The sequence below is a fragment of the Alcanivorax sp. genome (assembly GCF_040118815.1).
Taxonomy (GTDB): Bacteria; Pseudomonadota; Gammaproteobacteria; order Pseudomonadales; family Alcanivoracaceae; genus Alcanivorax.
Window position 1 is genome coordinate 629,326 of record NZ_JBEDTC010000015.1, and the last position, 14,232, is coordinate 643,557.

9 protein-coding genes are annotated in these 14,232 nt (G+C 57.0%); 8 read left to right on the forward strand and 1 reads right to left on the reverse strand.

The window, feature by feature from the left end; all coding sequences use genetic code 11:
• The first annotated feature begins 24 nt into the window (after positions 1-24).
• From ABNH18_RS12255 to ABNH18_RS12290, 8 genes are all read left to right on the forward strand, one after another.
• The gene (locus ABNH18_RS12255) at positions 25-2,181 is read left to right on the forward strand and encodes a type IV pilus secretin PilQ (RefSeq protein ID WP_349383083.1); all 2,157 of its coding nucleotides are present in this window, start codon (positions 25-27) and stop codon (positions 2,179-2,181) included.
• A complete protein-coding gene (gene aroK / locus ABNH18_RS12260) occupies positions 2,178-2,714 on the forward strand; it encodes a shikimate kinase AroK (RefSeq protein WP_349383084.1) in 537 nt (178 codons plus the stop codon). Before ABNH18_RS12255 ends, aroK begins: the two co-directional genes overlap by 4 nt.
• Before the next feature lie 62 nt (positions 2,715-2,776).
• On the forward strand, positions 2,777-3,856 hold the full coding sequence (gene aroB / locus ABNH18_RS12265; protein WP_349383085.1) for a 3-dehydroquinate synthase: 1,080 nt from the start codon (positions 2,777-2,779) through the stop codon (positions 3,854-3,856).
• Complete coding sequence (locus tag ABNH18_RS12270; protein WP_349383086.1) at positions 3,846-5,402, forward strand: SPOR domain-containing protein; 1,557 nt, start codon at positions 3,846-3,848, stop codon at positions 5,400-5,402. The genes aroB and ABNH18_RS12270 overlap by 11 nt, the downstream gene beginning before the upstream one ends.
• Positions 5,403-5,544: 142 nt before the next feature.
• Positions 5,545-10,008, forward strand: coding sequence for a glutamate synthase large subunit (gene gltB, locus ABNH18_RS12275; RefSeq protein WP_349383087.1), 4,464 nt, complete (start codon positions 5,545-5,547; stop codon positions 10,006-10,008).
• An 11-nt stretch (positions 10,009-10,019) separates the two neighbouring features.
• The gene (locus tag ABNH18_RS12280) at positions 10,020-11,441 is read left to right on the forward strand and encodes a glutamate synthase small subunit GltD family protein (RefSeq protein WP_349383088.1); all 1,422 of its coding nucleotides are present in this window, start codon (positions 10,020-10,022) and stop codon (positions 11,439-11,441) included.
• 145 nt (positions 11,442-11,586) lie between these two features.
• Positions 11,587-12,648, forward strand: coding sequence for a uroporphyrinogen decarboxylase (gene hemE, locus ABNH18_RS12285; RefSeq protein ID WP_349383089.1), 1,062 nt, complete (start codon positions 11,587-11,589; stop codon positions 12,646-12,648).
• Between the two features lie 128 nt (positions 12,649-12,776).
• A complete protein-coding gene (locus ABNH18_RS12290) occupies positions 12,777-13,556 on the forward strand; it encodes a pilin (protein ID WP_349383090.1) in 780 nt (259 codons plus the stop codon).
• Positions 13,557-13,718: 162 nt separating this feature from the next.
• On the opposite strand, the gene ABNH18_RS12295 is transcribed toward ABNH18_RS12290, so the two are convergent.
• Positions 13,719-14,177: a YiiD C-terminal domain-containing protein gene (locus ABNH18_RS12295; protein ID WP_349383091.1), complete on the reverse strand. Its 459-nt coding sequence runs from the start codon at positions 14,175-14,177 to the stop codon at positions 13,719-13,721.
• Positions 14,178-14,232 lie beyond the last annotated feature (55 nt).

The following is a 14,232-nucleotide window of genomic DNA, read 5'->3' on the forward strand; positions in this document are numbered from 1 at the left end:
GACCCAGTTATGAAATGTGCAAAATTGACAATAAAAAAGAGCGCTTCCCGGCGTCTGGCGGGGCTGGTTTCTGTGGGGGTGTTGTCGGCTCTCTCCATGGTTGCAGGCGCAGACACGCTGAAGTCTATTGAGGCAAATTCGCTGTCAGGTGATGGGATGGAAGTGCGCCTGAAATTTGAAGGCGGTGTGCCAGAGGTAAAGGGTTACAGTATCGAGCAGCCAGCTCGGATTGCGTTGGACTTGGTTGGCGCTGATTCGGATATCGCAGGTAAGCGTCAGAATCTTGGTTCTGGTAATGCCCGAAGTGTGACAATTGTTGAAGCAAAAGACAGAACACGCCTGATTTTTAATCTCGAGTCGTTGACCGGGTACTCTACGCGTACCGAAGGCGATGACTTGGTTGTTTTGTTGGGTAATGACCAGGTGGACAAGCAGAATCAGGCCACACAAGGTGATGATTACAGTGGTGAGGCTGCCGTAACGGGAGTTGATTTCCGGCGTGGCGACAGCGGTGAGGGCCGCGTGATCATCAAGTTGTCCGAGCCGTCCATTCCGGTGGATGTTAAGGAAGAGGGTGGCAAGATCGTGGCGCGGTTTGTGGGCGCAGGGGTGCCTAATGAGCTGGTCCGCAAGCTGGATGTGACCGATTTTGCGACACCGGTAAAAATGGTGGAAACCCAGTCCGCTAACGGCAGCACTATGGTGGTCATTGAACCCACGGGTGTGTGGGAGTATCTGGCATACCAGGCGGATAATGAGTTCAGCATTAATGTTAAGCCGGTGAGTAAGGCTGAGGCGGCAAGAAAGAAGAAGGATGCCTTTGAATATACTGGCGAGAAGCTCTCACTGAATTTTCAGGATATTGAGGTGCGTTCGGTGCTGCAGTTGATCGCCGATTTTACCGGCCTGAATCTGGTCGCATCTGACACGGTTGATGGCCGCATCACTCTGCGTTTGCAGAATGTGCCTTGGGATCAGGCATTGGAATTGATTCTGAAAACCAAGGGGCTGGATAAACGCCAGGTGGGTAATGTTCTTCTGGTCGCCCCTGCGGATGAGATTGCTGCGCGCGAACAGCTGGAGCTGGAAAGTCAGAAGAAAATTGAAGCGCTGGCGCCTTTGCGCACTCAGTACATCAATATCAATTATGCCAATGCGTCTGAGTTGAAAAGTTTGATATCGAACGCCGGCGGTAAAGGTGAGGCACTGGTTTCGGGGCGCGGCTCTGTGGTGGTGGATCAGCGCACCAATACTCTGATTGTTCAGGATACTCAGGCCAAACTGGAAGAGATTCGTGAGCTGATTGATCAGTTGGACGTTCCTGTTCAACAGGTGCTTATTGAGGCTCGAGTCGTCGTGGCGACGAATGATGTGACCGACGAGTTTGGTGTGCGTTGGGGCGGACTGGGTTTTGATACGGAGAGCATGCTTGAGGATGGTCGTACCTACGGCGTGTCAGGTCGTCTGCAGTCGCTGCGGAATCTGCATCAAACCAATATCGATGCGACCATCGCTTATCCTACCCCCGGCACGGGGCACCCTGATGATGTGGAATTTGGACCGGATGACTTTGAGTTTGAAGAAACCGAAAACGATGACGATTTGATTGTCGATCTGGGGGTGGATTCTGCTAATGCATCGCGGTTCGCTGTTGGTTTCACTTCGCTGGCCTCCGGCTTGATCGAACTTGAGCTTTCTGCGCTAGAGGCTGAAGGTCACGGTGAGCTGGTGGCGACGCCGAAGGTTTTGACCGCGGATCAGCAGCCGGCGGTGATCGCCTCCGGTCAGCAGGTGCCGTTTGAGGTGGCCACCTCCTCCGGTGCCACGTCCATCGATTTTGTGGAGGCTGAGCTGCGTCTTGAGGTGACCCCGCATATCACGCCTGATGGCAACATCATCATGACGCTGAAGGTGAATAATGACTCCTTTAGTTCAGATGGTTCTGCTGCGATCAATACTAACCGGGTGGAAACGTCTGTGCTGGTTAACGATGGCGAGACGGTGGTGCTTGGTGGTATCTTCCAGCAGGAGAAGATCAATTCCGTGACCAAGACGCCTTTCCTGGGTGACTTGCCGTGGATTGGTGCCCTGTTCAGGAAGACTGTCAATCGTGATAACAAGCAAGAACTGCTGATCTTTATTACGCCACGGTTGATGAAGGATGCTTTGGCTAATCGGTGATCAAGACTAATTTTATTGTTCCTTTGATTCTTGTCGGCCCCATGGGTGCAGGTAAAAGCACCCTGGGGCGACATCTTGCCCAGCTGTTGGATCGCCCGTTTTTCGACTCTGATCGTGTTATTGAGGAGAAGACCGGTGCGGACATTCCGTGGATCTTCGATATGGAAGGCGAAGCGGGGTTCCGGCGGCGTGAGCAGGATGTTATCGATGAGCTGACCTGCGAGTCCGGCATCGTGCTGGCTACCGGGGGCGGGGTGGTGGTTACCCCGGAAAATCGCACCTTTCTTCATGAGCGCGGTTGTGTGGTCTACCTGTGGACGCCGGTAGATATCCAGCTGGCGCGCACCCGCAATGACAAAGGCCGCCCGCTGCTGCAAACGGCAGACCCCAAAGCGCGGCTGGAGGCCCTGTTCGCCGAGCGTGATCCGCTCTATCGGCAGGTGGCTCACCATGTCGTCTCGACCGCATCAGGCAACCTGAAAAAAGTGGCTGATGACGTGCTCGCTTGTTTGGACTCTCACCCACAAGGATAATGCAGGCAATTGTCGGGCTGGTGTTTGGCCTGTTTTGCTGAATTATCCTTGTGGGAGCTGTAATGCGCACACTTCAGGTGGCCCTGGCCGAGCGGAGTTACCCTATTCATATCGGGGCTGGCTTGCTGTCGTCTTTTCCCCTCGCCGAGCAGGTGCGCGGTAATCAGGTGATGATCATCACCAATGAAACGGTGGCACCGTTGTATCTGGCATCGCTTGAGGCACAGTTCTCTGCTATCCAGTGTGACACCCTGATTCTGCCTGACGGCGAAAAGTACAAAACGCTGGAAACTCTTGAAACCCTTTTTGATGCCCTGATGGCCAAGCGCCACTCGCGCACCACCACGCTGATTGCGTTGGGTGGTGGTGTGGTTGGCGACATGGTGGGGTTTGCGGCGGCCTGCTATCAGCGCGGTGTGGATTTTATCCAGGTGCCGACTACGCTGCTGGCGCAGGTCGATTCGTCCGTGGGCGGCAAGACGGCAGTGAATCATCCCCGTGGCAAGAACATGATCGGTGCATTTCATCAGCCGCGCCTGGTACTGATTGATACCGATGTGCTGAGCACGCTGCCCGAGCGGGAGTTGGCTGCCGGTTATGCGGAAGTGATCAAGTATGGGCTTATCCGTGATCCGGATTTCTATCAGTGGCTGGAAACCAATAACAGCCAGTTGTTGTCCAGAGAAGAGTCGGTGATATCCGAAGCCATCTTCCGCAGCTGCGAGAACAAGGCGCAGGTGGTGGCGGACGATGAGACTGAGCAGGGGAATCGCGCTCTGTTGAATCTGGGGCATACCTTCGGTCATGCGATTGAGACGGCCACGGGTTACAGTCAGTGGTTGCATGGCGAGGCGGTGGCGGTGGGTATGTTGATGGCGATCCGGATGTCGGCCGAGCTTGGCTGGGTGCCGGATTCGCTGGAGCCTGGCGTGGTGGCGTTATTGTCTACCTGGGGCTTGCCGGTGGCCGTCCCGCAAGAGATGACACCGGAAAAGTTTGTCGATTTGATGGCCATGGACAAGAAGGTTCATAACGGCCAGTTGCGCCTTGTGCTGTTGCGCGCGCTGGGTAAGGCTGTGGTAACAGCCGACTATGATGAAGCGGCATTGCAAAAAACGCTGGAGGCTTTTTGTGGAGCATGATGACGAACGTTTCTATAGCGGGGCCTCGCGAGGGGATTTCCTGGATGCCATGACGGCCCATGCCGGGCTGGGCTCGGTAGTGGCTATAGAGGGCGATACGGGCAGTGGTGTGTCCACTCTGCTTGGGCAGGCGGTGATGGCGCTGCTGGCCGACATGGAAGTGGTTCGCATCGATGGCAGTGAGCCTCATGATGCCAATGTGGTGGTTGATGCATTGTTGCGCCATTTCGATATTGATCGTGAAGACCTGCCTCAGGTGCTGCGTGACACCCTGAGCAACGGTCGCCTGGTTGTGGTGGTGGATAACAGTGAAGACGTGAGAGCGGATGCGCTGACCACCATGGTCGCTCTCAAGCAGAAGCTGGGGGTGCGGCTGTGCTACCTGTTCGGTGGTCTGCCGGGAATCGTTGAGGCGCTTAAGTCCGTGGATTTTACCGTGGATGATGTGTTGGATCTGCCGACCTTGAACGCTGATGACGTGCAGGACTTTGCCTGGTTTGTGGCCGGGGAAGAGTTGGATGATGATGAGTCTGAGCAGCTTGCACATCGTAGTGAGGGCTTGCCGGGAGCGTTGCTCGGACTGTTGCAGGGTAGCCGAGATACAGCGGCGGCGGTGCCTTTGGGTGAGTCTATGGCAGACCATGGTGGCCCGGATGAGGCGTCGTTAGGGGCTGATGATGACCTGAATGATATGCAGGGGTTTTCTGCGCGCGTGAACGATGACGAGGACGGCGAGGAAGGCGATGATGCGGCTGCCGGGGCGTCAGCGTTGCCGGCGAATGCCACAGCCACTCCCCGTGCGGTGGCGCCATGGCGTCATGGGGCCGCAGTACTTGGCTTGTTGCTGGTGGTGATCATTCTGTGGTCGGTGTTTGCCGGTGGCGAGGATGAGGATGCGGTGCCGGATTCCCGTGAATTGGCGCTGCCTGTGCCGGAGTCCGTGCCGGCGGAGCAAGTGGCTGCCCCCGGCGTGCCAGAAGTGACGCCGCTCAAGCCGACAATGGAGCCGGTGGCCCGTCTTGAGGATCTGGATGCCGAGCCGGAAGGCGTGGACAGTGACGAAAAGGTCGCTACCGGTAATGTGCAGCTGACGCCGGTGACCGACCCGGTGATGCAATCGTCTCCTGCTCAGCGGCAGCAGGAAGTTGCGGTGGCGCCGTCGCCTGAAAAACCGGAGGAAGCGGCGCCGTCAACACCGGAAAAGGCACAGAGCAAACCTGCGTTGTCACAGGAACAAGAAAAGGCGTCGGCCGACGCGTCAGGGTATAATCAAGCGGCCTGGCTGGCGGAGGTGGATGACAGTCACTGGTTCCTGCAGATCACGGCGACCAGTCAGGAGTCCAATGCTCGTGGCGTGTTGGATCAGCTGGGCGGTAAGGGGGCCTATTATCCGGCCAAACGAAACGGAAAAACCGTGTTTTTGGTGCTTGCCGGGGACTATTCCAGTCGTCAGGCGGCGCTGGATGCAAAGTCGACGTTGCCGGCAAAGTTGCGCTCGGCAGGGCCTTTTCCGCGCAAGATGGCCGACGTTCGCGACGAACTTTGAGCGAGAAAAAGCGCCTTGGGTGACTGTTCAATTTGTCGCCCAAGCGCGCAATGTGTAGAATGCACATCCCTTTTTTGCCGTCACCGTTTCTTTGACGCCATTTGCCTTCTGTAAGTCTCTGAATTTCAAGAGGAAAGGTTTCATGCAGCAGAACTCAACGCTGGTGCGGGGGCTCACTGAGCCCGGAGAATTCCGGGACAACTGTGGTTTTGGTCTGATTGCCCATATGGAGGGCCAGGCCAGCCACGAGCTTCTGCAAACCGCTATTGAAGCACTTACGTGCATGACACACCGGGGCGGCATCAATGCCGACGGAAAAACCGGTGATGGCTGCGGTCTGTTGCTTAAGAAACCCGATTCTTTCTTCCGCAAGATCGCGCAAGAACAATCCATTACGTTGCCGGACAATTACGGCGTGGGGATGGTTTTCACCCATCCGGACGCGGATCAGGCCCAGCAGCAGAAGAGCGCGATCAACGCGGCTTTGGAAGCTCAGGGCGTCGCCGTGCTTGGCTGGCGTGAAGTGCCGACGGATCCGTCCTGCCTGGGCGATCTGGCGCGTGCCTCTCTGCCGGGGTTCTGGCAGGTGATGGTGGCGGCAGATGGTAACTCCGAGCAGGAGTTGAACCGTCGGCTGTTCTTTGCCCGTCGCCATGCGGAAAAAGCCATCGAGAGCGACGGCTACTTCTACATCTGTTCCCTGTCAGCCTCGGTCATGTCTTACAAAGGCTTGATGATGCCGGTGGATCTGCCGGTGTTCTTCCCGGACCTGGGTGACAGTGCCATGGAAACGGCCATCGTCGTTTTCCATCAGCGTTTCTCCACCAACACGCTGCCCCAGTGGCCGCTGGCCCAGCCGTTCAGATACCTGGCCCACAACGGTGAGATCAACACCGTGCAAGGTAACCGTAACTGGGCGCTGGCACGGGAAAACAAGTTTGAAAATGACCTGTTGCCCGGCCTGGAAGAACTGAGCCCGCTGGTGAACCGTACCGGTTCGGACTCCTCCAGCATGGATAACATGCTGGAAGTGTTGCTGGCCGGTGGCATGGATTTGTTCCGCGCTGTACGCATGATGATCCCGCCTGCCTGGCAGAACGTGGATACCATGGATGCGGATCTTCGTGCCTTTTATGAATATAACTCCATGCACATGGAGCCGTGGGACGGCCCCGCCGGACTGGTAATGACTGACGGCCGTTATGCGGTGTGCATGTTGGACCGTAACGGTCTGCGCCCGGCCCGTTGGGTGGTGACCAAAAACGGCTTTATTACTTTGGCCTCGGAAATCGGCGTGTACAGCTACAAGCCGGAAGATGTAGTGGCCAAGGGGCGTGTTGGACCGGGTCAGATTCTGGCCATCGACACCGAAACCGGTGAGGTCCTGCATACCAAGGATATCGATAATCGCTTGAAAGTCCGTCACCCCTACCGTGACTGGCTGAAGAGCAACGCCCTGCGCATCGAAGCGGATTACGACCACGAAGTGGGTCGTACCGATGAAGTGGATCCGCAGGACCTGCTTAGCTACCAGAAATTCTTCCAGATCACCTTTGAAGAGCGTGATCAGGTTCTGCGTCCGTTGGCCGAATCGGGACAGGAAGCCACTGGCTCCATGGGCGACGATACGCCTATGGCGGTCTTGTCTCGCCGTGAGCGTTCCCTGTTTGATTACTTCCGTCAACAGTTCGCCCAGGTGACCAATCCGCCGATCGATCCGCTGCGCGAAGCGATCGTGATGAGCCTGGAAACCTGTGTGGGTGCCGAGCGTAACGTGTTCGAAGAGACTGCGGACCATGCCGACCGGGCGATTCTGTCCACGCCGGTGCTGTCGCACTCCAAGTTCACTAACCTGATCAATATTGAGCGTCCGGGCTACCAGACGGCCAAGCTGAGCTTGCATTATGATGCCGAGGTGGGCCTTAAGCAGGCGGTACTGAATCTGTGTCAGCAAGCAGAGAAGGCGGCCCGTGAGGGCAGCGTTATTCTGGTGCTGAGCGATCATGGCATCGCCCAGGACAAGCTCACTATCCACGCGCTGATGGCTACCGGTGCGGTGCATCATTACTTGACTGAAAAAGGTCTGCGTACTGACACCAATATCATCGTGGAAACGGCCACCGTCCGTGATTCCCATCACTTTGCGGTGTTGTTCGGCTTTGGCGCCACCGCTGTTTACCCGTATCTGGCCTACGACGTTATTGCCGACATGGTGCGTTCCGGCGAGCTGCTGGGCGATGCCGTGGAGCTGCAGAAGAATTTCCGTAAAGGCATCAATAAGGGCCTGATGAAGATCCTCTCCAAGATGGGGATCTCCACCATTACCTCCTACCGGGGTGCCCAGCTGTTTGAGGCCATCGGTATTGCCAGCGATGTAGTGGAGCTGTGCTTCCGCGGCGTGCCCAGCCGGATTCAGGGCGCCAGCTTTGAAGATTTCCAGGAAGATCAGCAAAACCTGGCCAAAGATGCCTGGAAGCAACGCAAGCCCATTGATGCCGGCGGTATCCTCAAATACATCCACGGCAAGGAATATCACGCCTTTAACCCGGACGTGATCTATGCCCTGCACCGTGCGACCCAGGACAGCGACTACGACGCCTACAAAGAGTACGCCGAACTGGTCAACAAGCGTCCGGTAGCGACCCTGCGCGACCTGTTCGCGCTGCGCGATGACGTGGACGCCATCGACGTGGATCAAGTGGAGCCACTGGAAGATATCCTGCTGCGCTTCGATTCCGCTGGCATGTCCCTCGGAGCCTTGAGCCCGGAAGCCCACGAAGCCATTGCTACGGCGATGAATCGCCTGGGTGGCCGCTCAAATTCTGGTGAGGGCGGCGAAGATCCTGCTCGCTTCGGTACCGAACGCGTATCCAAGATCAAGCAGATCGCCTCCGGCCGTTTTGGTGTGACCCCGCATTACCTGGTCAACGCCGAAGTGCTGCAGATCAAGGTAGCCCAGGGTGCCAAGCCTGGTGAAGGTGGGCAGCTGCCGGGTGGTAAGGTAAATGCGTTAATCGCACGCCTGCGTCACTCGGTGCCCGGCGTGACTCTGATTTCGCCGCCGCCGCACCACGACATCTACTCCATTGAGGATTTGTCCCAGCTGATCTTCGATCTCAAGCAGGTCAACCCGGATGCCCAGGTATCCGTAAAGCTGGTGTCCGAGCCCGGTGTGGGTACCGTGGCGTCCGGTGTGGCAAAAGCCTATGCGGATCTGATCACCATTTCCGGTTACGACGGTGGTACCGCAGCTAGCCCGCTGACCTCCATCCGCTATGCCGGCTCCCCCTGGGAGCTGGGCCTGGCGGAAGCGCATCAGGCGCTGCGCGGTAATGATCTGCGGGATAAAATTCGCCTGCAGACCGACGGTGGCCTGAAGACCGGTCTGGACGTAATCAAAGCAGCCATTCTGGGTGCCGAGTCCTTCGGTTTCGGTACCGTGCCGATGATCGTGCTGGGCTGTAAGTACCTGCGTATTTGTCACCTGAACAACTGCGCCACCGGCGTGGCGACCCAGCGTGAAGATCTGCGTAAAGAGCACTTTATCGGTGCGCCGGAACTGCTGATCAACTACTTCACCTTTGTGGCGAAGGAAGTGCGTGAGCTGCTGGCGTTGCTGGGTGTGAAGAGCATTCCCGAGCTGATCGGTCGCACCGACCTGTTGAAAGTGCTGGAAGGTGAAACCGTACGCCAGGGCAAGCTGGACCTGACTCCGATTCTGCGCAACGACCTGGTGCCGGCGGACAAGCCCACCCATTGTCAGGTGAGCCGCAACGAGCCGTTCGACAAGGCGGTACTGAGCCAGAAGATGGTAGCCGACATGGCGACCGCCATCGAAAGCCAGTCCGGTGGCTCGTTCCATTACGAAATCACCAACTGCGACCGTTCCGTGGGAGCGCGTGTGTCTGGCGAAATTGCCAAAAAACACGGCAACCTGGGTATGGACGCGGCGCCCATCAAGGTACGTTTCACTGGCACCGCCGGGCAGAGCTTTGGTGTGTTTAACGCCGGCGGCCTGCACATGTACATTGAGGGCGACGCCAACGATTACGTGGGCAAAGGCATGGCCGGTGGTAAGCTGGTGATCCGTCCGCCCAATGGCAGCCCGTTCAAGAGCCAGGAAACGGCCATTATTGGTAATACCTGCCTCTACGGTGCCACCGGCGGCAAGCTTTATGCTGCGGGTACCGCGGGTGAGCGTTTCGGGGTGCGTAACTCCGGCGCCCATGCCATCGTGGAAGGCGCAGGTGATCACTGCTGTGAATACATGACCGGTGGTTCCATCACCGTGCTGGGCCGCACTGGCCACAACTTTGGTGCGGGCATGACCGGCGGTTTCGCGTTCGTCCTGGACGAAGACAATGATTTCTTCGACCGCATCAACCCGGAGCTGATTGAGTTGCACCGCATCAGTTCCGAAGCCACCGAGTCTCATCGCAGTCACCTGCGCGGCGTAATCGCAGATTACGTGGAAGAGACCGGCAGCGAATGGGGCCAGTACATTCTGGACAACTTTGATGCCATGAGCCGCAAGTTCTGGCTGGTTAAACCCAAGGCTGCAAGCCTGGAAAACCTGCTGCAGAGCACGCGCGCCAATCCGGCATAACGGGGGATACCATGGCTGAACGTTTGAGCAATAACTTCCAGTTTCTCGACGTGCCCCGGCACGATCCGAAGAAAAAGGACATTGACGACCGCAAGCACAAGTACGAGGAAATCTACTACCCGTTTGAAACCCGGGAAGTGGAGCATCAGGCGCACCGTTGCCTGCATTGCGGTAACCCGTACTGTGAATGGAAGTGCCCGGTCCATAACTACATCCCCAACTGGTTGAAGCTGATCAGCGAAGGCAACCTGCTCGAAGCGGTGGAGTTGAGTCACCAGACCAACTCCCTGCCGGAAGTCTGTGGTCGTGTGTGCCCGCAGGACCGTCTGTGTGAAGGGGCCTGTACCCTCAACGACGGGTTCGGTGCGGTAACCATTGGTGCCACCGAGAAGTACATCACCGATACGGCGCTGGCCATGGGCTGGCGTCCGGACATGTCGAAAGTGGTGTGGACCGACAAAAAGGTTGCCGTTATCGGTGCCGGCCCCGCCGGCATCGGTTGTGCCGACGTGTTGGTGCGCAGCGGCGTGAAGCCGGTGGTTTTTGACCGTTATGAAGAAATTGGTGGTCTGCTGACCTTCGGTATCCCCGAATTCAAGCTGGAAAAACCGGTCATGGCCAAGCGCCGTGAAGTGTTTGAAGGCATGGGCGTGGAGTTCCGTCTGGGCGTAGAAGTCGGCAAAGACATCACCATCGATGAGCTGCTCGACGAATACGATGCGGTCTTCATGGGTATGGGCACTTACACCTATATGAAAGGTGGCTTCCCGGGTGAAGAACTGGATGGCGTGTTTGAAGCGCTGCCGTTTTTGATCTCCAACGCCAACCGCAACCTGGGCTTTGAAAAGAACGAAGCCGACTTCATCAACCTGAAAGGCAAGCGTGTGGTGGTGCTGGGTGGTGGTGATACCGCCATGGACTGTAACCGTACTTCCATCCGTCAGCAGGCGGAAAACGTCAGCTGTGCCTACCGTCGTGATGAAGAGAACATGCCCGGTTCACGCAAGGAAGTGACTAACGCCAAGGAAGAGGGCGTGCAGTTCCTGTTTAACCGCCAGCCCATTGAAGTGGTGGGTGAAGACGGCAAGGTTGTCGGTGTGAAAGTGGTGGAAACCAAGCTTGGCGAAGCGGACAACAATGGCCGTCGCCGCCCCGAGCCAATTCCGGGCAGTGAAGAGATTCTGCCAGCGGATGCGGTGATCGTGGCGTTCGGTTTCCGCCCCAGCCCGGCGGACTGGTTTGATGACAAGCGCGTCAATACCGATGATTCCGGCCGTGTTGTGGCGATTGAAGAACAAGCGTTCCCGTTCCAGACCAGCAATGAAAAGATCTTTGCCGGCGGCGATATGGTGCGCGGCTCTGACCTGGTGGTGACTGCTATCTGGGAAGGCCGTGAAGCGGCGAAAGGGATTCTTGATTATCTGGATGTTTAAGTGAGACGCTGCAGGCACCATGCTTGCACGCATCACGCTAAAAGGGCCTGCTTTTGCAGGCCCTTTTTCTATATGATATTGAAGATTTTGATTTTCGCGCGTTGCGTGCAGCGTGGTGCGTGAAGCGTTTCCAAAGGAACCCACAATGACTTTCGCTCCTCTGCAAAACGATCGCTTCCTCCGCGCCTTGAATCGCGAGGCGGTGGACCGCACGCCCATCTGGATGATGCGCCAGGCAGGGCGCTATCTGCCGGAATACCGGGCAGCCCGTGAGCATGCGGGGTCATTTATGGACCTGTGCCGGAATGCCGATCTGGCCTGCGAAGTGACCTTGCAGCCGCTGGAGCGTTATCCGCTGGATGCGGCGATCCTGTTCTCCGATATTCTGACCATTCCCGATGCCATGGGCCTGGGGCTGTATTTCGAGACTGGGGAAGGTCCGAAATTCAAGAAGGTGGTGCGAACGGAAGCCGATGTGGCTGCCTTGCCGATTCCTGATGCGGAATCCGATCTGGGGTATGTGATGAAGGCGGTGAGCACCATTCGCGGTGCTCTGAACGGCCGCGTTCCCCTGATCGGCTTTTCCGGTAGCCCCTGGACGCTGGCCACCTACATGGTGGAAGGCGGATCCAGCAAAGATTTTCGCCATCTCAAGGCTATGGTCTACAGCCAGCCTGAGGTGGCCCATGCCCTGCTCGACAAGCTGGCCCAGTCAGTGACGTCCTATCTCAACGCGCAGATTCGTCATGGCGCCCAGGTCGTACAGATTTTTGATACCTGGGGCGGGGCTCTGTCCGCCGAGGCCTATCAGCAGTTTTCCCTGAAATACATGAAGCAGATTGTTGATGGTCTGATCCGTGATCACGAAGGGCGCAAGGTGCCGGTGATTCTTTTCACCAAGAATGGTGGCTTGTGGCTGGAATCCATGGCCGACTCAGGCTGTGATGCCCTGGGCCTGGACTGGACGATCAATATTGGTGAAGCACGCCGCCGTGTGGGTAACAAGGTCGCCTTGCAAGGCAACATGGACCCGGCCGTGTTGTACGCGTCGCCCCAGGCGATCCGCGCCGAAGTAAAACGCATCCTCGATGATTTTGGTGATCACCCCGGGCATATTTTCAATCTGGGCCATGGCATCACGCCACATGTGGATCCAGAGCATGCGAAGGTCTTTATCGAGGCAGTGGTGGAGTTCGGTCAGAAATAGAAACGCTGGATGCCATACGTATGACGGTGGACGCTAAAAACAAAAAATAGCGCGTCGCCATGCTGATGCAGTTTCGGGGTTGCCGTAGGTCACTCTAGGCAGGTTTGTGTGGAAAGCTGGGGGAAGGGATGCGTACTGTTATTGCAGCTGTGTTGCTGGCGCTGGGGGCGCCGGCCATGGCCATGTCACTGGCGTTGGCGAAGGTCGAGCGAGCCGGGCAAGGGGAAACGGAGCAGCAGGTCTGTGGCCGCGCCTTGCAGTTGATGACCGAAGAGCTTCACGTCAGCCTGCTTAGTGTGATCGCGGCCACCGATGAATACCGGCAGCGCCAGCAGGCATACAAGAAACAGGATCGTCCGGAGTCGTTGCTCCGCGATGCTTATCTTAGTCAGCTGCAAGCGGAGGCGCCCTCCCTGCAAGGCCAGCGCTGGACGGGTAGTCGCTGTTCCCTACGCGCTCGTTATGAAGGGGATATCGATGCCTTTGCCCGGCGTGTTGCCATTCCAGAAACCTCGCCCTCACCCAGTCAGCCCGAGGATGCGCCGCCCCCTGGGGTTGACCCGAAAACCTGGGAGTTGTTTAGCAGCAGTCGCGATCGTTCCGAGCTGGCCCAGACGTTCAATACGGTAAATGCCTTGCGCATGCATATGACGGAATATTATCTGTCCGGTGGCACCTGGCCAGATAGCCTGGCGGACATGGGGGTGGCCCCGGAACAGGTGACAGGAAAGCGTATAAAGCGGGCGTATTTACTGGATGGTGGCATGTTGAAACTGGAGCTGGCCGGCCGGTTGGATGGCGACCAGTTAACTACCTGGCCGGTAGAAGGGGGCATGCAGCGAATAGAGTGGGAATGTTCCACCACGGTAAACCTGGGGCCGCACGGCTTTTGCGCTTACGCCAAATAAGCTACGAGCTACGAGCTACGAGCTACGAGCTACGAAAATGGATAGGGTAAGGCGGAAAAGTTCCGGGGTTTGCCCTTTTCAACTTTTCACTTTGAACTTTCAACTGATGCTTCGCGGGCAAGGCGATCCCCGTGTGGCACTGCCCAACCCGCGTTGCCGATCTTAACTGCCGATCTTTCTTAGCTGATAGACGTTGTGGGTAATGGCAACCACTTCGCCATTGGCATCCTTGATTTCCACATCCCATTCGAAATCACATTTGCCGGCTTCTTCGGTGGTGTTTTCGATGCGCGCAATTTCTTCTTCGCTCAAGGTGACTTCCACGGTCACGTCAGTCGTGGCCGGGCGGCGGAAGCGAATCGACATGTCCTTGACGATAGGATAGAAGCGCTTGGTGTCGAAGGAGGTCAGGTAGATGGTGCCGCCGGGCAATTCGGCAATGGTGTAAAGCGCACCGGCGTACATGATGCCAACGTGGTTAAGGTTGGGTTTGAGTGGCATCAGCATCTTGCAGTAACCGCGCTCTACTTCCAGTGTCTGAACTTCACAGCGTTCCACAAATGGAAAGGTCTTGTCGCTGGCGGTCTTGATAAAGTTTTTCTGTTCTTCGCTCAGGGCCATGTTGTTATCTCCTCGGTTGCCAGTGATGCTAGCAAAGACGGGGATCATTAACGCA